The organism is Lactococcus termiticola, from assembly GCF_003116835.1.
In the GTDB taxonomy this organism is placed as follows: Bacteria; Bacillota; Bacilli; order Lactobacillales; family Streptococcaceae; genus Lactococcus; species Lactococcus termiticola.
In genome coordinates this window covers 26543-48278 of the sequence record NZ_BFFO01000004.1, presented here as the reverse complement: position 1 = coordinate 48278, position 21736 = coordinate 26543, and the positions used below count along the sequence as shown (strand labels likewise).

Genomic DNA, 21736 nt, shown 5'->3' with positions numbered 1-21736 from the left:
GTCTTTAGATTCGTTTCATTCCGGAAAAGCGAAACTAAGTCCAACTAGCTTCCTTATCCCTATTAACCTATACTATAATCAATGACTAAACAAAGCAATCAGCACCCCAAACATTGTCCTTTCCAGCCAAATCCGCTATAATTAAGCTATGACTAAAACGACCTTGAAAAAAATTCTGGTCCTCCATACTGGTGGGACCATTTCGATGGCTGAAGATGCTAATGGCCACGTCCATCCCAATGCTGAAAATCCGATGGTTTCGGCGACCATTCCACTGGACAATATTGAGTTGGTCACCGAAGACATCTTTAATCTGCCCAGCCCCCACATTACCCTCGACCACATGCTAGTCTTGAAAGAACGCCTGATTCGGGCCTTCAATGAAGAGAGCTTTGATGGGGCGGTCATCACGCACGGGACGGACACGCTCGAGGAGACGGCTTATTTCCTTGATTTGACCATTCCCCGTGGCAAGCCTATCGTCATGACGGGTGCTATGCGGTCAAGCAATGAGCTCGGGACTGACGGGATTTACAACCTCCTCTCTGCCATCCGTGTTGCCATCAACAACGACTCAAGAAATCGTGGCGTCCTGGTCGTCCTCAATGACGAGATTCACTCGGCCCGCTATGTGACCAAGACCCACACGACCAATATCTCGACTTTTCAGACGCCGACCCACGGCCCTCTGGGACTCCTGACCAAGAACAGGATTATCTATTTCCACCAGGACACCGAGCACCAACAGCTCAATGTCGAGTCAGCCAAGGGCAAGGTCCCTATCATCAAGGCCTACGCTGGCATGACCGGGGAAATCTTTGACATGATTGACATCGACCGGCTGGACGGCCTGGTTGTCGAAGCCCTGGGTGCCGGGAATCTCCCCCCTCAGGCCTATGAAAAACTCAAACCATTGCTCAGTCAAGAAATCCCTATCGTCCTCGTCTCTCGTTGCTTCAATGGCATCGCAGAGCCCGTCTATTCTTACGAGGGCGGGGGACAAGCCCTGCAAGAATCCGGCATCATGTTTGCCCCTGAGGTCAATTCCCAAAAAGCCCGACTCAAGCTTATCATCGGTATCAACGCCGGCTTAAAATTAGCCAGCCTGAAATCGTTTATGGAAAACTAAAGTAGAACAGAAAAAAGAAGGTTAGATTGCCTTCTTTTTTGATTTGTGCCTAAGATTCGCTCCGTTTCGCTTAGTGGCTACTGCTAATCTTTAATCGGTCTAACAGCTTTTCTGAGGACTGAAGAGCATTATTACTGATGACTGGAGGTTGAGGATAGGCTTGTTGCTCAAGATTGCTAGGACTCCTACTTATAAGAATCGTTCTAAGCATTCCAAAGTAATCTCAAAGAAAAAGCAAAGCTAACGCTCTTTTAACAATGACGCAGTAGAACTCCTTAAAAATCAGCTACAGCCTTACAGCACTTGCCAAGCAGAACGAAGCCTGGGAAGATCATCGGCAAATTAGAACTCAGAGCATGTTCCGCCGATTAGCTTCCCTTCGAGCGGAGTGAAGCGAAGCCCAGGCACAATCTCTATATTAAAAAATCATCCCCTCTGGAATGATTTTTTTCTTTACTGACTCTCAGCTGTTGCAGCCTCTGTCGTACTGTCAGCCGGTACAGCATCGCCCGTAGCAGAGTCATCCGCCGAAGCATCGCTACTATCGCTAGCACTATCATCAGTGCTCGAGCTGCTATCTCCATCTGAAGATGATGACGAAGATGATGAAGCATTCGCCTCCGATGAAGCCTTGGCATCAATCGAAGCCTGAATAGAAGACGACTTAGACTCTGAAATAGAAGCCAGGTCAGCCGCATAGGCGTCCTTGGACTTGGCATAGATACCAGCCTCCATGTCAACCACCTGCGGAGCCGTGATCTGCTTGGCCACATTAGGATAATAAGGCAATTTAATCGCCATCTGACTCAGTGGCACCCGGACCTGATTGCCATCCGTCATGTCGATGGAAATAAAGTCTTTGGTCGCATCGGTCGGCGTCTTATTGACCGTCGTCATCAGCTTTTGCAGACTAGGCTTCAGACTTTCGTAGGCCTGGACAAAGGTCTTGGTCTGCTCATCGCTGAAATTAACCAAGACCGGTAGGCCTTTGACATCAGCAATCTCCTTGCTCTTGTCAATATAGGCATTGTCCAGGACCAGATAGCTCTTGTTGGACTGCTGGACATAGGCCGCAGGGGCATGCTCGGTTACTAGGGCCGTGAACTTATTTGGAAAGCTGTATTTAAGCTTGACCGCCTCAACATAAGGATATTCACTGGCGATTTTCCCTTCAATGATCTTTTTATGGCGTAAAATAGAGAAAATAGAGTCGCCCTGATGGAGGCCAGAGCTCTTGACGACAGCCGACGTCTCCTCATGCTTGTTGCCAGTTACGGCAAAGGCACCAATCTTGCTCATCGGCGACATGAAGTAAAGCGAGCCGAGCAGGACAACGAGAACTACCGCCAGGGCCGGCCACATCTTGATAAAGATAGGACGGATGGTCAGCCAGTAGGGCCTTTTCTCGTCTTCTTCTACTTCCTCAAAGGTCTCGTCATCAAATGCTTCATCAAATGCTTCATCAGAAAGCCCTTCAGCCTCATAAGGCTCAGCTTCTTCCTCAGAAAAGCCTTCGCCCTCAGCCTCATAAGAACTTTCCTCTTCCACTTCATCCTCTTTTTTCTTGCGTCCAAAAAGATGACGGGCCTTCCCGCCTTTTTCTATTGATTCAGCTTGAGGATTGGCCTTGGCGAGCTCTTCCTGGTATTCCAGGTGCTTCTGTTGCCAGGGGGTCAGGTCCGTCTTCTTGTCGTTTTCTGTCATTGCACCATTTCTTTAAGGAGTTGATAAAGGCGTTCGCTTGCATCTGGCACACCTGCCAGAAGGCTGGCCTTATGCATCTCCTCATATTTTACCTTATTTTCGAGAATTTCGGAAATAGCTTGCACCAGCTTATCAGCCGTGAGCTCAGCATCTTTGACGATGACTGCAGCCCCCTGGTCAACATATTCCTGGGCATTTTTAGTCTGTTGGTCAGCCGTCACATTAGGGCTCGGCACATAGATGGCAGGGAGCCCCAAGGCCGTCACTTCAGCGATGGTCGTTGAGCCAGAGCGACCGAGGAAGAGATGGCTCTTTGAGAGCAGGTCAATCATGTTGTTGATGTAGGGCTGGATTTCAATGTTTTCCTTGTCACGATACTGCTCAAAGGTTTCTTTGTAGTCTTCATAATAAATCTCGCCTGAGGCATAGATGGTCTTAAAAGGGGCCTCAGCCAGCTTAGGCAGGGCAGACACAAAGGCTTCGTTCAGAGTCAAAGCTCCCCGAGAGCCACCGAAAATCACGACGGTCGGCTGGTCAAATTTTTGATTGACCTTAGCCGAGTCAGCGATTTCCTGGGCCCGTGGATTGCCAGTAAAACTGGTCTTTTCAGCTGGGAAATATGACTCTGCCGCATGAAAGCCGACCGCAATCTTTGTGACGCGTTTCGCCAAAAAGCGGTTGGTCACGCCCGGATAAGAATTTCCCTCATGGATAAGTGTAGGAATCTTGAGCTGGGCCGCTGCATAGACCACAGGGCCAGCCACATAGCCTCCGGTCCCCAGGACCGCATCCGGAGCAAAGTCCTTGATGATTTTTTTTGCCTGGCCAACCGACTTCAAAAATTTAGCGACCGTCCTGAAATTTTCCAGCGAAAGCGAGCGTCTAAAACCCTGGATGTCGACCGTCTTAAAGGCCAGGCCAGCCTGGGGCACAATCTTGCTTTCTAGGCCTTTTTGGGTCCCGACATAGAGGACTTCTAAATTTTCATCTTGTGTTTTTAAGTAGTTAATAAAGGCAAGGGCAGGATAGATATGTCCTCCCGTCCCACCACCTGTAACGAGTAGTTTCATTTAGGCTCCTTTTTGAGCAGTTTCAAAGGCGGAAATAAAGAGGTCGCCCCGTTCTTCAAAGGTCTTGTACTGGTCCCAGCTGGCACAGGCCGGGCTCAAGAGGATGCTATCGCCAGATTCAGCCTGACTAAGCGCCAAAGCTAAAGCTGTCGCAACATTTTCAGACTTGATGACTGGGATCGCCAGCTCATCAGCCAGGGCTTCGAGTTTCGGAGCTGTTTCGCCAAAGACAATCATGCCCTTGAGGCCCGAGATGTACTCAGCCAGCTCGTCAAAGCTGTTGCCCCGATCGAGCCCGCCAGCCAATAACCAGAGTTTGCTGTTGTCAAAGCCAGAAAGCGCCTTTTGAGTCGCCAGAATATTGGTCGCCTTGCTGTCATTGTAGACCTTGACGCCAGCGACCTCGCCCAGGTATTGATTTCTGTGCTTGACACCTGAAAAATGGCTGAGGGTCTCCTGGATAGCCTGCTTGCCAATATCGAGGAGCTTGGCCACCACAATCGCTGCAAGGGCATTTTCAAGATTGTGCTCGCCAGGCAGGGCTAGGTCAGCCTCCGCCATCACGACTTCGCCCTTGTAATAGAGCTTGCCGTCCAGACTATAAGCCCCATCGACCTCACGGCCTGTCGCAAAGGCCAGGACCCTTGCCTGAGTCTTTTCAGCCAGTGCCAGCGATTTTTCCTGATTAAAATTAAGAATCAAGACATCCTCATGTGTCATGTTCTTCTGAATCTCCCACTTGGCCGCCTCATAGGCTTCTTGTGAACCGTGGTAGTCCAGGTGGGCAGAAAAGATATTGGTAATGAGGGCAATCTTAGGCCGGAAGCTCCGAATCCCCATCAGCTGGAAGCTCGAAAGCTCAGTGACTAAGAGCTCATCGGCCTTGGCGGTGCTTGCCACTTCTGATGAGGGAAAACCGATATTTCCCGCCAGCTTGGCAGTGCGACCAGCAGCATTCAAAATGTCCGCAATCATGGTCACAGTCGTCGTCTTGCCGTTAGTCCCCGTCACGCCGATAATGTCGGCTTCTGAGACCTGATAGGCTAGCTCAACTTCAGTGATGACGGGAATTCCAAGTGCCATCGCCCGCTCCACCATTGGATTTTCATAGGGAATCCCTGGGTTTTTTACCAAAAGCTCAAAGTCTTCCTGGTCAAAGAGCTCGACTGGATGACTGCCACAGATGACTTGAATCCCTTGTTCTGACAGGATTTTCGCTTCATTATTGCCTTCAAAAGCCTTGCCATCATTGACCGTAATCTTAGCTCCCAGCTCCATCAAGAGCTGAGCTGCCGCAAGCCCCGACTTGGCCAGACCAAGCACCAGGACCTTTTTATTTTCATAGTCTGAAATCTTTTTCATTCCTACACTTCGTTTTCTTGATTTTTTATTATCTCCCTATTTTACCGCTATTTTGGGGATAATTCAAGCCGTTGCTGGGAGGGCATTTCAGTCGTCTCACTAACTAAAAAAGAGCCTTAGCTCCTTCTTAAATCAAAACTTCCTTAATCTTAGGAATCTTCATAATAAAGGTCGTCCCCTCGCCAAGTGCAGACTGGACTTCTATCGAGCCCTGATAATTTTCTACGATATGGCTGATGATAGAAAGTCCCAGACCGCTTCCGCCGACGTCCCGGTTTCTAGCCTTGTCTGCCCGGAAAAAGCGGTCAAAGATGTGTTCAATATCTTCTTCGCTGATACCGTAGCCACTGTCAGCAACAGAGGTCATCAAGTAGCCGTCGTCTTCGGTCAGCTTGACCTTGATATGACAGCGGTCCTCTGGCGAGTACTTGATGGCATTGTCTATCAAGATGGTCAGGGCCTGCTCATAGTGATTTTCATAGATTTGAGCGATGGCCTGCTGGACCTGGCAATCAAAGCTGATGTCCAGCTCAGGATTAATAACCCGGAAGTTCTTGACCATGTGCTCAATCGAGTTTTCAAGGTCAGTTACTTCGTGCTGGTGCTCGTCGGTGGCATTTCCCAGCCGGCTGAGTGTCAGCATGTCCTCGAGCAGGCTCTTCATCCGCCGGGTTTCTTCAAGGCTGGCCTGGAGGCTTTCCTCCAGAATCTCAGGGTCGTCCTTGCCCCAGCGGTTGAGCATGCTGATATGGCCGTCAAGGACCGCCAGTGGCGTCCTCAGCTCGTGGCTGGCATCATAGGTAAAGCGTTGTTGCCGTTCGATGTAGGAATTGATCTGCTTGACCATGGTATTATAGGCCTCGGCCAGGTCTTCAATCTCATCTCTGGTCTCAATAACCAGTGGCTTGTAGGCCCTTGTCGGGTCCTTGGCCTGCTTGACCATGGCATCGTGCAGTTTTTCAAGCGGTCGCATAAAGTGACTCGCCATAAAGTAGCCGGCAAACTGGGCAATGAAAATCGCCAGAATTTCTAAGATTACCAGGCTGACCAAAAGCCGGGTCCGGATACTATAGTAAAAGCTCATGTCATAAAAGGCCTGCAGATAGCCGATGACCTGACCCGTCGTCCGGGAAATAATCCGCCGCTCAGCCATATAGCCTGGCGTATCGCCACCCACCTCATGAATCGTGTTATCCGCTGTCCCCCTGAGACTGTAGGTAATCTTTGAGGTCGAGTAAATCAAACGCCGGTCGACATTGTAGACATAAAAAGACTTTCTGGCCCCGACCATCTCGCTCAGCGTCAGTGGCTGTAGGACCTTCTCATCATCGGCCTGCTCTTCATGATGAACCTCGTTTTCCTGGGCATTTTGCAGGAAATTGGGCAGGTTGGTAAAGCTCAGAGGCACCTCAGAGGCCGACAGGGCCCGCTCGACATTGTCCATGGCTGAGAGCATATTCCGCTTTTCTTCAGAAATAAAGGTCGAGAGGGTCAGCTGATAAATCAGGATGGAGAAAATCGTAAAGGTCACAAAACAAAAGATGGTATTGGCAAAAGCCCATCTGAGCATGATCGAATGCCTAGCAGAAGGGTTCTTTCGTTTGATCCTTGTGATAAATCGCTCGAGGCGGTCAAATAAAAATTTTGCGGTCATATTTCCTTTAGGAAAAGGGCCATCAAAACATGGCCCCTTAATTAGTTGTGTTCACGCATGACATAGCCAAGGCCACGCACGGTTTGAATGTAGCTTTCCTGTCCCATGACGTCAATTTTATTACGCAGGTAACGAATGTAGACATCGACGACATTGGTCTCTGTCCCTTCTTCGTAGCCCCAGACTTGTGAGACCAAGTGTTCACGGGTCACGACGTCGCCCACATTTTTCATGAGGGTCAAGAGGAGATCGTACTCACGGCGGGTCAAGTCAATGATCTGATTGTCACGTTGGACGGTCCGGTTGCTCTTGTCGATGACCAGGTCACGGAATTTGGTGTTGTCGCCCTTGTTTTCAGGGCCTTTGATCTGCTCTGTCCGACGGAAGAATGACCGGACACGGGCCAGGAGTTCTTCGATGGCAAAGGGCTTGGTGATATAGTCATCAGCACCGATGTCCAGGCCGGCCACCCGGTCCATCGTAGAGTCCCGGGCCGTCATCATGATGATCGGCGTTTGCTTTTCCTTACGCAGGCGGCGGGCCACTTCAAAGCCGTCAAGTTCTGGCAGCATCAAATCGAGCAAAATGAGGTCATAGTCTTTAGAGAGGGCCTCGTCCAGTCCTTTCCGTCCATTTTCTCTGATTTCAGTAGTATAGCCTTCATGTTCTAATTCAAGTGATACGAAGCGGGCAAGATTTTTCTCATCCTCAATAATCAAGATTTTTTTAGTTGGCATGACTTCTCCTTTATGAGATAATTATAAGATTTTCTAACAACCGTAGTTTTATTATAATATATTTCTCATAAAGTTGCAAGCTCTATTCTTGAGATTTTTTCTTGATTATTTTTCGTTGAGAAAATCGCTTAATCCAGCGAATGGAGAGGCTTTTTCCTTGGCCTCTTTTTCCTTTTCAGCCTGGGCCTTAGCATAGGCTTCTTCAGAAAGCACCGTCCAATTTTGACCTGCCGGAAGCGCTTCATCTTCTTCTGATTCGTCTTCTGCCAGAATTTTTAAGGGAATTTCTAAGAGGATATTATCGGCCACAGATTCGTCCAAGTCAATCAGGTCTTTTTCAAGATTGAAAATCATGTCCGAGTTGAGTAACTCCTCATTATTCTTCATTTCATCTTCTGTCGAGAAAATTTCTGAGACAAAGACCTCCATCGGATAATCCACCGGCTTGAGCGAGCGAGATGAAGGCAGGGTCAGATTGGCCTTGAGCTGATAGTCCAGATAGTAGAGGCCGTCGTCATAAGCGACAGAGCCGATGGCTTGGACATTCTTAGCATCCAAGATTTCCTGAGAGCGTCCTTTGAGCTCTTCTGCTAGTTCCAGGCTTTCATTAAAATCGATGTACTTTTTTTTATTTATTTCTGAGAGTGACCATTTCATGGGATTTTTCCTTTGCAAGTTATTAGTTATATTATAACTGAAATTGCTTGAAACGACAACAAGGCTTTGGTATCACTTTCTTACATTTATTTTCACCAGAGTGAAGAAAAAATCCACCAACAAAATTGTCAGCAGATTCTCATTCACTTATTCGCTTGCCAAAATCTCAAAATCAATCTTGTCATCCACAAGCTTGACAACAACCTTAGACCCAGCCGGAATCTTCCCAGCAATAATCAGCTTCGCCAAAGGATTTTCAATCGCCTTCGTCAGATAACGTTTCAGCGGACGTGCACCATAGGCTGGCTCATAGGCATTTTCAGCAATCCAGCCCTGGACCTCGTCAGAGAGCTCCAAACTGACTTCCATTTCTTCAAGGCGGGCCTTAAGTTGACCAGTCATCTTGACGATGATGTTCTTGACATTATCAATGGTCAACGGCTTAAAGAGAATGGTATCGTCAATACGATTGAGGAACTCAGGCTTGAAGTGCATCCGGAGTTGACTAAGAACAGCTTCACGCGTTTCTTCTGTCAGCTCGCCATTGTCAGACAAACCGTCCAGCAAGAGCTGTGAACCAACGTTTGAGGTCATAATCAAGACGGTGTTTTTGAAGTCGACGAGGACACCCTTGCTATCTGTCAGACGGCCGTCATCCAGTACTTGAAGGAGGATGTTAAAGACATCGGGATGGGCTTTTTCAATCTCATCAAGCAAGATGATGGTATAAGGATTGCGGCGGACGGCTTCCGTCAGCTGGCCACCCTCATCATAGCCAACGTATCCTGGAGGGGCTCCGACAAGACGAGAGACGCTATGCTTTTCCATGTATTCGCTCATGTCAATCCGGACCATGTGCTCTTCGGAGTCAAAGAGGTTTTCAGCCAGGGCCTTGGCCAGCTCGGTCTTACCGACACCCGTAGGGCCCAGAAAGAGGAAGGAACCGAGCGGCCGGTTAGGGTCTTGGATACCGGCCCGGGCACGGATGATCGCATCAGAAACGGCTTCGACAGCCTCGTCCTGACCCACCACCCGTTGATGAAGGGTCTCGTCCAGATGGAGGAGTTTTTCACGTTCCCCTTCGACCAGCTTCGTAATTGGGATTCCGGTCATCCGACCGACCACTTCAGCGATTTGTTCTTCAGTGACAGATTCCTGAACCAGGCTCAGGTCTTCAGACTTGCTCTTTTCTTCGAGTGCCTTCAAGCCAGCTTCCAATTCTGGAATCTTGCCGTAGCGAAGGGCTGCAGCAGCTTCGAGGTCATTATTGTTCTGCGCTTCTTCTAGCTCATGGCGGGCCTGCTCCAACTCGGTCCGCTTGTCAGAAATCGCATTGACTTCCTTCTTTTCAGCCTCCCACTGGGCCTTGAGCTGGTTATTTTCTTCGCGGAGCTCAGCAATTTCAGCCCGGAGAATCTCTAAACGTTTCTTAGAAGCATCGTCCGTCTCCTTTTTAAGAGCGGCTTCTTCAATCTCCAGCTGCATAAGCCGGCGGTTGGCCTGGTCAAGCTCGGTCGGCAAAGAATTCATTTCCACACGAATCGTTGCACAAGCCTCATCGACCAGGTCAATGGCCTTGTCTGGCAAGAAGCGGTCAGTAATATAGCGGTTTGAAAGTGTCGCAGCGGCAACCAGCGCGTTATCGTGAATCGTCACGCTGTGGTGAATCTCAAAGCGTTCTTTCAAGCCACGCAGGATTGAAATCGTGTCTTCAACCGTAGGTTCCGTCACCAAGACCTTCTGGAAACGCCGTTCCAGCGCCTTGTCTGTTTCCATGTACTTGCGATATTCGTCCAGGGTCGTTGCCCCAATCAGATGGAGCTCGCCACGGGCCAGCATCGGCTTCAAGAGATTGCCCGCATCCATCGAACCCTCGGTCTTCCCAGCACCGACAATCGTATGAAGCTCGTCGATAAAGAGAATGATTTGGCCGTCTGACTTTTTAACTTCATTGAGGACGGCCTTCAGACGTTCTTCAAACTCACCACGGAACTTGGCACCCGCAATCAGGGCTCCCATGTCCAGTGAAAAGATGGTCTTGTCCTTCAGATTTTCAGGCACGTCCCGACGGACAATCCGCTGGGCCAAGCCTTCGACGATAGCGGTCTTACCGACCCCGGGCTCGCCGATGAGGACAGGATTGTTCTTGGTCTTTCGAGAGAGGACCCGGATGACGTCACGGATTTCTTCGTCACGACCGATGACTGGATCCTGTTTGCCAGATTTGACCTGGGCAACCAGGTCGACCCCGTATTTTTCGAGGGCCTTGTAGGTTTCTTCTGCATTTTGTGATGTCACGCGTTCTCCTCCTCTGAGTTTTTCGAGGGCTTCTCGAGCCTTTTTTTGGTCAATGCCTGCGGCTGTCAGATAGGCCGTCAGTGCGTTCTTCTTCAGGCTGAAGAGGGCCAAAAGTAGGACCTCTGTCGACAGGTATTCGTCGCCGAGCTTCTTGGCCTCTTTATCTGCTTCATTAAAAAGTTGGAAGAGTTCATTTGAGAGGCTCTGGCCATAGCGGATAGTATCGCCTTGGACTGTCGGAATCTTGTCGATTTCCTTTTCGATAGCCTGAATAAAGGCTTCTGTGTCAAGTCCCAAGTCCTTATAAAAGTTTTCAGAAAAACTATTGGGCTCGATCAGAGCTCTCCAAAGATGAGGAATTTCGATATTTTGATGTTGTCTAGTTTGTGCAATTTGTTGTGCTGCCGCAAGGCTCTGCTGCAAGCTTGTTGTCATTTTTTCAATGTCCATTTTTATAAACTCCTGTCATAAAAACTTGTAGGATAATCTCATTTATTTCTCACTACCTTTTCATTATAACGCTTTGGTCAGTAAAGGTCAAACTATTTAACTGGAAATTTGACATTAAAAAAAGAGCTCTTATTTAAGCTCATTTGCGGCTTCAATCAGCTTTCTCAGGCGATGGTTCACGCCCGACTTGCCGACAGGCTTTTCTAATAATTCTCCCAGCTCTTTCAACGAGCTCTCTGGATGTGCCAGCCTGAGTTCAGCAATCTCGACCAGCTGGGGCGAGAGCTTGACCAGGGCCTGCTTTTCCTTTAATAGACGGATAGCCTCAATCGCCTCCTGGGCGGCCGAGACTGTCTTATTGATATTGGCATTCTCAAAATTTGACTGGCGGTTAGCCAGGCCCCGCATCTCCCGCATCATCTTGGCCTCTTCAAACTTGAGCCTGGCCTGCATGGCCCCAATCAGGGTCAAAAAGTCCATGATTTCTTCAGCCTTGGTCAGGTAGAGAATGTAGCGATTTTTCCTGGCAATGACCTTGGCATTCAGGTCAAAATTCATGAAGACGGCCTGGAGCTCTTCAGCATGCTCTTGGTAGACACTGGCAATCGAGAGCTGGTACTCGCCCGACTCAGGATTATGGATACTGCCATTGGACAGAAAGGCCCCCCGCAGGTATTCTGGCTGGAGCTTGACGTCTGCCTTAACACTGGCAGGTAAGCCGGTCTCCAGCATCAGGCTATCGGCCAGCTGGAGCTCGTCTAAGAGTTGATTGACATTTTCATCTAAGAAAACCTGGTAGACCCGGTTTTTGGATAAGGTCGTCTTTTGATGGACCCGGATTTCCCCTTTGACATCGTAGAAATCTTGGAGCATCTGGTAGATGTACTTGGCGATGGCGGCATTTTCCGTCTGGATGCTGAGGGTTAGCTGACCAGAAATCCCAAGACTGCCGTTCATCCGAATCAGGGCAAGGAGGCTGGTCTTGCTGGCTGGAAGGCTGGTCAGTTCTTTTTTGATGTCACTTGAAAAACTCATCAGTCAGCCTGCCTCTTGGATAAGCCCATGATTTCCCGGGCGACCGCCTCGCCATCATGGAAGGCTCCACCCTTGACCAGCCTGAGGAAGTTGTTGGAGATGACCTTGACCTCTTGCTCTTTGAGGCCGGCAAAGTCGTGCTTGACCTGGACCAGATACTCATCAAAGGCATTATTGTCCATATAGTCTTGCGGGACCTGCTCGATATTGACCAGAACATGGTCAATGACCTTCTTGCCCAGGTGCTCGTGAAGGACCCGGACATGGTCGGCGTCAGTAAAGTTTTCTGTCTCCCCCCGCTGGGTCATAATATTACAAACATAGACAACTTTAGCCTTTGTCTCTAAAAGTGCCTTGTTAATGTCAGGAATGACGACATTGGGCAAAATCGAAGTATAGAGCGAGCCCGGCCCCATGACGACCATGTCAGCATCCATGATGCAGTTGACCACATTTTGCGAGGCAATCGGAGCCCCACCTGTATCAGTATCGGTCAGGTAGACATGACTAATCAGGCCCTCATGCTTGCCAATCGAGCTCTCGCCAGCGACCTCTGTCCCGTCTTCAAAGACGGCATGCAGAGTCAAGGCCTGGTCGCTCGATGGATAGATATTACCGGAAATATGGAAGAAGCGCCCCAGGGTCCGGATGGCCGTCGAAATCGAGCCCTGCTTTTCAGAGACCGCAGCAATCAGGAGGTTCCCCAGCGGATGGCCAGCCAGCGGGCCGTCAGTCTCATCGAAACGATATTGGAGGATGTCAGCGTAAAATTGCGGCATGTCAGACATGGCGATGAGGACATTTCTCAAGTCGCCTGGCGGCGCGATATTGACAGCGTTGCGGATTTTTCCTGAAGAGCCACCGTCGTCGGCAACCGTCACGACAGCAGTCAGGTCAATGTTTTCCTTGCGGAGGGCATCAAGAAGGACGGGAATCCCAGTCCCGCCCCCGATGACGACAATTTTAGATTTATTCATTAAAATATAGTAACTTTCTTATGAGCGATTGACCGTCTCTTTGCGACGGTCCTTGTCCCGGTGGCTGGTGTTCAAATGCCAGTTGTCTTTGAGAGCTTTTGAGACCCGTTCAGCAAAGGCGACAGAGCGGTGTTGACCACCGGTACAGCCAAAGGCGATGTTGAGGACAGACTTGCCTTCTTTTTGATAGGCCGGCAGGATTGGCTCGAGCATGGCCATCAGGTGGCTATAGAAATCCTCAGACTCCTTGTGCTCCATGACATAGTTGTAGACGTCCTGGTCTTGGCCGGTCTTGTTTCTCAGCTCAGGAATGTAGTGGGGATTCGGCAAAAAACGGACATCAAAGACCAGGTCAGCATCCAGAGGCAGGCCATACTTAAAGCCAAAGGACATGACTTCGATCCTGAAGCTAGACTCAGTCGAGCCGGTAAATTTCTGGAGAATCTGGGCACGAAGATTACGAGGGGTCAGCTCAGAGGTGTCAATGACGACCTCAGCCAGATTTTTCAGGTCAGAGAGGATTTCACGTTCAATTGTGATGCCGTCAAGGACCCGGCCGTCAACGGCTAGTGGGTGGCTCCGACGGGTTTCCTTGTAGCGGGCGACCAGCTCTTCATCCTTGGCATCCAAGAACAAGAGCTTGAAGTTAACATGAGGCCGGTCTGAGAGCTCAGTAACAATGTCTTGGAGCTCATCAAAGAAGGCCCGGCTCCGCATGTCGACGACCATGGCCAGCTTATTGATGCCTGGCTTCTTTGGCTCGACAGCCTGGTCGCCTTCGTCAAATTTCACAGCATCATAAGGGGCTGAGTCGGCTGTTAATAATTCGACAAATTTAGTAATCAGATTTGGTGGCATATTGTCGACCGTAAAATAGCCCATGTCCTCAAAAGACTGGATGGCGACGGTCTTGCCTGCCCCTGACATCCCTGTGATGATCACAATATCAAGTGTGTTATTGTCCATGATTCCTCCTTAAATATAAAATCTTAATCCCTTAGGATAGTAATTTTTCAGTGTTTGATTGGCAACCTTGGCAAAACCTAGACCGTTGCCTTCAGACAGGACCTGGACCCAGCCTTTGACAGTAGCCTCTTGGCCTGGCAGGGCCTCGCCTGCGACATATCTGGCAAAGTCAGACTCATTTAGACTGACATGTTGTTTGACCTCGTCAGGCCTCAGGGCCAGACCCAGGGCAAAGCTTGGCTCAAAGCGGTTTTTCTTAAAGGTTCCCAGATGTAGGCCATTTCTTGCGATTCTAAGTCTGCCCAAGTCTGGCGTAGCCTCAGGCAGGAGATAGAGCTGGTCGCCAAAGACCTGGTAGACTCCGTGCAGCTGGACGGTCAAAGCCTCTTTTTCAAAGGCCTGCCAGAGCTCTTTTTGACCCTTGTTCCAGTTAGACTTGGCGGCTTTGAGCTTGGGCCGGTCATCTTTTTCTCTGCGATCTTTGAGCCGGGCCAGATACTGTCCTTCTCCCCGCTGGAGATGGGGCCAGCACTTGGTCTCAGCCGTCTTTTCAAGCGAAGGATACTGCTCGAGGAGCCAGCTGGTCATCAGCTCATCCTCTTCAGGGGCCCAGGTGCAGGTCGAGTAGACCAGGCTTCCGGCAGGAGCCAGCATCTTCATGGCTTCTTCAAGGATTTCCTTTTGCAGGATCGAGCATTCCAGAGGATAATCCGGCGTCCAGTATTGCATAGCATCCGGGTCCTTGCGGAACATCCCCTCGCCTGAGCAGGGGGCGTCAATGACAATCAGGTCAAAGTAGTCTGGAAAGACCTTGGAAAGTCGCTCTGGGCTTTCGTTCAAGACGACGGTGTTTTTGGCTCCGAAGCGTTCAATATTCTCTACTAAGATTTTCGAGCGTTTGCCCGAGATTTCATTGCTAATGAGGAGTCCTTCGTTTTCCATAAAGCTCAGGAGATGGGTCGACTTGCCACCAGGGGCGGCACAGAGGTCAAGGACCCTCATGCCAGGTCTGGGAGCTGCAAGCTCAGCTACGGCCTGGGCGGCTGGTTCCTGCGAATAGACCAGGCCGGTCGCATGGGCGATGGACTTGCCAGAAACCTTGCCATAGTGGCCCAAGCGACTGTTTGGTATGGCATCTGGAAAGTCTGCAGTCTTGGCCTTGAGCGGATTGACCCGGTAGGCCGACTCGGCAGGCTGATCAAAAGAGGCCTTGAAGGCGGGAAATTCCTCGCCTAAAATGCCTTCATATTTCTCCAAAAATCCTGCTGGAAATTCCATTTTTTCTCCTTAAACATTAAAGCATCGGGCTAATCAGGCGGGCCAGGCCCTCCTTAAAGCGGATGGCATAGCTCCGTTCTTCATAGTCAGACAAGAGCAAGGGCTTGCTGTCGTCTAGGTCCTTGATAAAGTCGCTTCTGAGCTGTTGACTGAGCTCCCGGTCATAGAGGTTGATATTGGCCTCAAAATCGAGCTGGAAGCTCCGGTTGTCAAAGTTGGTCGATCCGACAGAGGCAAAACTGCCGTCGACGATAATCATCTTGGCATGAACAAAGCCCTTTTCATAGGTCCAGACCTCAGCCCCGTGCTTGACCAGGTCGGCTGAAAAATAGTAGGTTGCCCAGTAGACCAGGGGATGATCGGGCTTATTGGGAATCAAAAGCTTGACCTTCACGCCCGAGAGCAGGGCCAGATAAAGGCTCGAGAGCAGGGCCTCATCAGGGATAAAATAAGGGGTCTGGATGATGATTTCCTCTTGGGCCCCAGAGATCATCTTCATATAGTTGAGCTTGATTTGCTCTTTTCGCTCGTCAGGCCCTGAGGTCACAAACTGTGTGATGACCTGGCCTGGCTCAGCGGTCTCTTCAGGAAAGTAGACTTCTTCTTGGTCGATTTCATTTTTATGCTGACTGTTCCAGTCGAGGATAAAGCGGTGCTGGAGGGAGTAGACGACGTCGCCAGTCAGGCGTAGCGCCGTGTCCCGCCAATAGCCAAATTTCTCTGTGATGCTGACATATTCGTCACCAACGTTGAAACCACCTGTGTAGCCGATTTTTCCGTCAATGACGACGATTTTTCTGTGAAGGCGGTAGTTGGTCCGGGGATTGATCAGTGGCAAAATCAGCGGAAAGAAGATCGCGACGTGACCACCGAGGTCGGTCAGCGCTTTGAAATGTTTGAGCTTGGTACCGTTGGAGCCCCAGGCGTCAATCAAAAGGCGGACCTCAACGCCCCGTTTTCTAGCGTTGACGAGGGCTTCTGTGATTCCCTTGCCCAGCCGGTCCATCCGAAAGATATAGTATTCCAAGTGGACATGGTGCTCGGCCTCGTTGATGTCGTTAATAAGTGCGTCGAATTTATCTCGACCGTCATCATAGATGGTAACGCCCGTATTGCTTGAGACGACGGACTTTTCCTCGACAAAAAGCATGTGAATGAGTTGGCCAATCACATGATTGCCTGTGATTTTTTTGATAAAATCTGTCGAATGAAAGGCCTGCCTGGCATCAGCCTCCTGCATGTCAAAGCCCTTGTTAGAGCCCTTCTTCTCCTTAAAGACCCGGATGTGGGAAATCCCACGGCCAATCAGGATGTAGAGCAAGAAGCCAAGGACGGGGAGGACATTGATGACAAAGAGCCAGGACCAGGTCGAAGACGTGGACTTCCGCTCCCGAAAAATGATGACCATAGACAGGCCAACATTGAGGAGAAAGACCAGTGCTTCTATCATTGCTAAAATGTGCATAAAAACCTCTTATATCCTATTATAACGGAAAATGGGGGATTGGGCAATTTTTCCCTTTTGTTTGTGGTCGCTCAAAAAAAGCTAACTTTAACTGTGGGGCCACAAGCAGTCAGAGATGCCCAGCAATCGGCAAATTAAAAAACTGCCAAATTAGGCAAGTCTTTATAATCATTTCTCACGTTTTAATAATCCAAAGAGGATACCTGAGACCAGTGCACCAATCAAGATAAAGAGGAGGTACAAGAGGGGGTTATTGGTCAGGGCAAGAACAAAGACACCGCCATGGGGAGCCATGAGTTTGATGTTGGCGAGTCCGGTCAAGCCTCCTGCGACGGCTGCACCAACCAGGAAGCTCGGGATGGCACGAGCTGGGTCACTGGCTGCAAAAGGAATAGAACCCTCTGTGATAAAGCTAAGCCCCATAACAATATTGGTCAGGCCTGAATTGCGTTCTTCAGGGGTAAACTTTTTCTTGAAAAGCAGGACAGCAATCGTGGTCGCAAGCGGTGGCACCATACCACCCGCCATGCAGGCTGCCATGACAACTGAACCTCCGTGAACCACAGTCGCAGCAAGGGTTCCAGTCGCAAAGATGTATGAAGCCTTGTTGATTGGGCCTCCTTGGTGCGACTCTTTCGCTTAGTCACTGTCCCATCGGCAGCTATCTCTGTGATTTTCTTATTTCCCTTAACCAGGTCAAGATTTTCGTCAATGACTGCCCATCCCACTGAATTGGTCCCGATGTCCAGACCAATCGTATAATTTTTCTTTGTCATAAATAATTTCCTTTTTGAAAACGTTTTAACTTATAGATAACTTATATTATAACAAAAATTCTTGATAATTAGGGAGGCATCCCGTTTTCAAGCACAAAAAAACAGCGTTCAAAACCGCTGTTCTTCACTGTCCAAAGGACTTATTACTTAACTTCTTCAAAATCCCCATCAACAGTCTTATCATCCTTCTTAGCTTCGCCACTTCCAGCTTCTGCTCCACCAGCAGCCTGTTGTTCAGCGGCTGCCTGCTCATAGAGTTTCACGGCCAGGTTTTGAGCTTTTTCGTTGAGGGCTTCGAGCTTGGCCTTCATGTCGTCCATGTTACCAGCTTCTTGGGCCTTTTTGAGTTCATCAAGAGCTGCTTGAGCTTCGTCACGTTCAGTGTCAAAGCCTTTGCCTTCAGTTTCTTTGATGGTCTTTTCAGTTGCGAAGATGGTTTGCTCTACTTCATTTTTGAGGTCAGCTTCTTCTTTACGCTTAGCATCCGCATCAGCGTTAGCTTCAGCATCCTTCATCATCTTTTCGATTTCTTCATCGCTCAAGCCGTCGCCTGATTTGATGACAATGGTCTGTTCCTTTTGAGTGCCCAGGTCTTTCGCCTTAACTGAGACGATACCATTCTTGTCAATGTCAAAGGCAACTTCAATTTGTGGCACACCACGAGGTGCAGCAGGGATATCTGTCAATTGGAAACGACCAAGTGTCTTGTTATCCGCAGCCATTGGACGTTCACCTTGGAGAACATGGATGTCAACAGCAGGTTGATTGTCAGCGGCAGTTGAGAAGACTTGTGATTTAGATGTTGGAATAGTTGTATTACGGTCGATGAGTTTTGTGAATACGCCACCCATTGTTTCAATACCAAGTGAAAGTGGAGTAACGTCAAGCAAAACAACGTCTTTGACATCACCAGTGATGACACCACCTTGGATTGCAGCACCCATGGCAACAACTTCGTCAGGGTTCACTGATTTGTTGGCTTGTTTGCCAGTTTCTTTTTCAACCAATTCAACGACTGCAGGGATACGAGTAGATCCACCTACAAGCAAGACTTCGTCGATATCTGAAGTTGAAAGTCCAGCATCAGAGAGGGCTTGACGAACAGGTTCGCGGGTTGCTTCAACTAAGTCATGCGTCAATTCATCAAATTTTGCACGGGTCAAAGTCATTTCCAAGTGGAGCGGTCCAGCTTCACCAGCCGTGATGAAAGGCAAGCTAATTTGAGTTGAAGTCACACCTGAAAGGTCTTTTTTCGCTTTTTCAGCAGCATCTTTCAAACGTTGAAGCGCCATCTTGTCTTGGCTGAGGTCGATTGCATTTTCTTTCTTAAATTCAGCAACCATCCAGTCGATGATTTTTTGGTCAAAGTCATCACCACCGAGTTTGTTGTTACCAGCAGTGGCAAGGACATCAAAGACACCGTCACCAAGTTCAAGGATAGAAACGTCAAATGTACCACCACCAAGGTCGAATACGAGGACTTTTTCGTCCTTATCTTGTTTGTCAAGACCATAAGCAAGTGCTGCGGCAGTTGGTTCGTTGACGATACGTTCTACTTCGAGACCAGCGATTTTACCAGCGTCTTTTGTTGCTTGACGTTGGGCATCGTTGAAGTAAGCAGGGACAGTGATGACTGCTTTATCAACTGTTTCACCAAGGTAAGCTTCAGCGGTCGCTTTCAAGTTTTGAAGAATCATTGCTGAGATTTCTTGTGGTGTGTATTCTTTACCATTTGCAGAAACTTTTTCTGAAGTTCCCATCTTAGATTTGATAGAGATGATGGTATCAGGATTGGTTACTGCTTGACGTTTTGCAGCATCACCGACTTGAATTTCACCATTTTTGAAAGCGACAACTGATGGTGTTGTACGGTTTCCTTCTGGATTTGGGATGATTTTTGATTCAGTTCCTTCAAGAACTGCGACTGCTGAGTTTGTTGTACCTAAGTCAATACCGATAATTTTAGACATAATATTTACCTTCTTTTTTTATTTATTTTCTTGGATAGTTTTACGACATTTCGGTCGAGTCTTATTTTATTGAGCCACTACGACCATGGCAGGCCGGAGCAAGCGCTCATGAAGTTGATAACCTTTTTGGAAGACTTGAACGATATGGTCGGCCTCGTGCTCTTCATCGACCGGCACAGTCTGCACCGCCTGATGGAGCTGCGGGTCAAAAGGACCATCGGTCGCAATCTCTGTCACCCCTTCTTCTTTGAGGGCATTGAGCAGGCTTTCTTGGACCATCTCCAGACCACGCTTAACATCGTCTGTCAAGCCTTCAACAGCCAGGGCCCGCTCAAGATTGTCAAGGCTTGGCAGGACTTTTTTGGCCAGGTCTTGCGAGCGATATTTCACGAGATTCAAGCGTTCTTCATTCGATCGACGCTGGATATTCTGCATTTCTGCATTGGCACGGAGGAACTTGTTTTCCCATTCTTCAGCATCGGCACGCGCCTGGTCGAGCTCTGAGATTTCCTCTTCGACGATGTCTTCGAGCGCTTCTTCAGTGAGCTCTTCTGTCACTTCTTCCGTCGGGTTTTCGACTGCTTCGTTTTTGATTTCTTCTTTATTTTCTTCAGACATAAAGCCTCCTTTTAAGTTCGTATTTCATAGTGATTGCCATCCAGATAGCGGTAATAATCGGCCAGCTTCATGCTCAAGACCTTGGCGACTAGGTCAAGGACCGAGAGAATCCGCTGGTAGTCCAGGTCGATTGGCCCCGCCAGGGCAATCGTTCCCAGACCCCGATAAGGAATCACAAATTTTTGAGAGATGAGGCTGACTCTTGAGAGCTGACCTACGCCATCAATGCGGACACTGCGGAGCTCTTCATCTTGTGTGACCTCCCGGATTTCATGAAGCATCCGCTGGTCATCTGAGAAGAGCTTGTAGAGCTCGGCGTGATTGTCTGTCGCATAATCAAAGATTTTACTGCGACCAGCAATGGTCAACTGCTCAATAAAGAGTTCTGCAAAGATGTGATCGACAAGCTTCAATGCGTCTGCCGTGACCTTAAAATAACGCTGGACCACCTGGGGAATCTCTGTCCGCAAGCGATAGTGCACGTCGAGCAGGGTCTTGCCGACCAGGCGTTCATTGACCATCTCGACAAAGACCTCCAGGTCTTTCTCGGTCATCGAACGAGGCAGGTTAAACTGGGCCGAACGGACTTCGCCCGAGCTCAGTCGGCTGACGGCCAGCATCGAGTGGCTGTCCAGCATGACCGTCTCAAAGCTAGCCAAACTCTGCTCACTCTGGGGAACATTTAAGACAAATGTGGTCAGTCCTGTTAAATCTGAGGTCACATTTGCGGCGAGTTCCAGGATGTCAGAGAGACGATAGAACTCCTTGTCGAAGGCCTTCATGACCTGGAAGAGGTCATTTTGGCTAAACTCTTCGATAGAAAGACCATGCTCAACATAGTACTGGTAGCCAGAGGCAGAAGGGACACGGCCAGAGGAGCTATGCTCCTTCTGGATGTAGCCCAGCTCTTCGAGTGCCTTCATGTCATTTCTGATGGTGGCACTAGAGGCCTGGACCATCTCAAGCAGAGCCTTGGAGCCCACCGGGGCATGGTCTTTAGCATAGAGGCTAACGATCAGGTTTAGGATTTGTTCCTGTCTTTTCGTGACCATGGCAGGCCTTCTTTCTCAAGATTAGCACTCACAACTCTCAAGTGCTAAAATTATTATAAGTCTTTTCTAAGAGCATGTCAAGAAAAAAGTCTAAAAAATTAGCACTCTAAATCCAAGAGTGCTAATTTTATTATTTGACCAGTTTCAAAGGCTTGGCAATGGCCCAGATAGAGGCCAGTGTCACAAGAATGACCGCGGCCTCAAAGAGGGAGTTGATATTCTGCTGGTTGTTAAACCACTGCATGGCGTAATTGATCAGGGTCAAGAGGACCGCAATCTCCATCAGGACAAAGGCGACATTGAAAAAACGAAGGGCCAGCAAAATCAAGAGGGCAAGGACAATGATATAGATGACCACTTGAAATTGATTGACCAGACTGGGCAGGCCAGCCATCAGGTCCCGCAAGGTATTGCCGGCACCAGTGGCCACCTGGGCAAAGAGATTATCGACCGCAAAGAGCCTGCGGTTAAAATCAATCAGTGTATAAAAGAAGAGGACAAGATTCATGTAGAGAATCAATCGAGGTCTTGAAAACAT

The 21736-nt window shown here is 49.0% G+C and carries 17 protein-coding genes and 1 pseudogene; 1 reads left to right on the top strand and 17 read right to left on the bottom strand.

Features of this window, described 5'->3' with window-relative positions:
• Window positions 1–163: 163 nt before the first annotated feature.
• A complete protein-coding gene (locus tag NtB2_RS03840) occupies window positions 164–1129 on the top strand; it encodes an asparaginase (RefSeq protein WP_125194955.1) in 966 nt (321 codons plus the stop codon).
• A gap of 453 nt (window positions 1130–1582) precedes the next feature.
• Here the strand turns inward: NtB2_RS03840 and NtB2_RS03835 are convergent, their stop codons facing one another.
• From NtB2_RS03835 to NtB2_RS03755, 17 genes and pseudogenes are all read right to left on the bottom strand, one after another.
• Window positions 1583–2833: a cell division protein FtsQ/DivIB gene (locus NtB2_RS03835; protein WP_109245628.1), complete on the bottom strand. Its 1251-nt coding sequence runs from the start codon at window positions 2831–2833 to the stop codon at window positions 1583–1585.
• Window positions 2830–3903, bottom strand: coding sequence for an undecaprenyldiphospho-muramoylpentapeptide beta-N-acetylglucosaminyltransferase (gene murG / locus NtB2_RS03830; RefSeq protein WP_109245627.1), 1074 nt, complete (start codon window positions 3901–3903; stop codon window positions 2830–2832). The genes NtB2_RS03835 and murG overlap by 4 nt, the downstream gene beginning before the upstream one ends.
• Window positions 3904–5265 carry a UDP-N-acetylmuramoyl-L-alanine--D-glutamate ligase gene (gene murD / locus NtB2_RS03825; RefSeq protein ID WP_109245626.1) on the bottom strand — a complete coding sequence of 454 codons (1362 nt, stop codon included), beginning with the start codon at window positions 5263–5265 and terminating at the stop codon, window positions 3904–3906.
• A gap of 127 nt (window positions 5266–5392) precedes the next feature.
• Window positions 5393–6919 carry a sensor histidine kinase gene (locus NtB2_RS03820; protein ID WP_109245625.1) on the bottom strand — a complete coding sequence of 509 codons (1527 nt, stop codon included), beginning with the start codon at window positions 6917–6919 and terminating at the stop codon, window positions 5393–5395.
• 41 nt (window positions 6920–6960) lie between these two features.
• A complete protein-coding gene (locus NtB2_RS03815) occupies window positions 6961–7656 on the bottom strand; it encodes a response regulator transcription factor (RefSeq protein ID WP_109245624.1) in 696 nt (231 codons plus the stop codon).
• A 105-nt stretch (window positions 7657–7761) separates the two neighbouring features.
• On the bottom strand, window positions 7762–8313 hold the full coding sequence (locus NtB2_RS03810; protein WP_109245623.1) for a YceD family protein: 552 nt from the start codon (window positions 8311–8313) through the stop codon (window positions 7762–7764).
• 147 nt (window positions 8314–8460) lie between these two features.
• Window positions 8461–11061, bottom strand: coding sequence for an ATP-dependent chaperone ClpB (gene clpB / locus NtB2_RS03805; protein WP_109245622.1), 2601 nt, complete (start codon window positions 11059–11061; stop codon window positions 8461–8463).
• A 129-nt stretch (window positions 11062–11190) separates the two neighbouring features.
• On the bottom strand, window positions 11191–12096 hold the full coding sequence (whiA, locus tag NtB2_RS03800; protein ID WP_109245621.1) for a DNA-binding protein WhiA: 906 nt from the start codon (window positions 12094–12096) through the stop codon (window positions 11191–11193).
• On the bottom strand, window positions 12096–13073 hold the full coding sequence (locus NtB2_RS03795; RefSeq protein WP_109245620.1) for a gluconeogenesis factor YvcK family protein: 978 nt from the start codon (window positions 13071–13073) through the stop codon (window positions 12096–12098). Before NtB2_RS03795 ends, whiA begins: the two co-directional genes overlap by 1 nt.
• 18 nt (window positions 13074–13091) lie before the next feature.
• On the bottom strand, window positions 13092–14039 hold the full coding sequence (gene rapZ / locus NtB2_RS03790) for an RNase adapter RapZ (RefSeq protein WP_109245619.1): 948 nt from the start codon (window positions 14037–14039) through the stop codon (window positions 13092–13094).
• Window positions 14040–14048: 9 nt separating this feature from the next.
• Entirely contained in the window at window positions 14049–15317 is a 1269-nt protein-coding gene (locus tag NtB2_RS03785; RefSeq protein WP_109245618.1) for an RsmF rRNA methyltransferase first C-terminal domain-containing protein, read from the bottom strand.
• Between the two features lie 16 nt (window positions 15318–15333).
• Window positions 15334–16782, bottom strand: a complete 1449-nt coding sequence (gene cls / locus NtB2_RS03780; RefSeq protein WP_109245617.1) for a cardiolipin synthase — start codon at window positions 16780–16782, stop codon at window positions 15334–15336.
• A gap of 168 nt (window positions 16783–16950) precedes the next feature.
• Window positions 16951–17403 (bottom strand): annotated as a pseudogene (locus tag NtB2_RS03775) (fructose-specific PTS transporter subunit EIIC); the annotation flags it as partial.
• A gap of 298 nt (window positions 17404–17701) precedes the next feature.
• Window positions 17702–19528, bottom strand: coding sequence for a molecular chaperone DnaK (gene dnaK / locus NtB2_RS03770; RefSeq protein ID WP_109245616.1), 1827 nt, complete (start codon window positions 19526–19528; stop codon window positions 17702–17704).
• 66 nt (window positions 19529–19594) lie between these two features.
• On the bottom strand, window positions 19595–20146 hold the full coding sequence (gene grpE / locus NtB2_RS03765) for a nucleotide exchange factor GrpE (protein WP_109245615.1): 552 nt from the start codon (window positions 20144–20146) through the stop codon (window positions 19595–19597).
• Window positions 20147–20157: 11 nt separating this feature from the next.
• Window positions 20158–21198 carry a heat-inducible transcriptional repressor HrcA gene (gene hrcA / locus NtB2_RS03760; protein WP_109245614.1) on the bottom strand — a complete coding sequence of 347 codons (1041 nt, stop codon included), beginning with the start codon at window positions 21196–21198 and terminating at the stop codon, window positions 20158–20160.
• Window positions 21199–21328: 130 nt separating this feature from the next.
• Window positions 21329–21736 (bottom strand): hypothetical protein, encoded by a 408-nt coding sequence (locus tag NtB2_RS03755; protein ID WP_125194944.1) that lies wholly within the window; start codon window positions 21734–21736, stop codon window positions 21329–21331.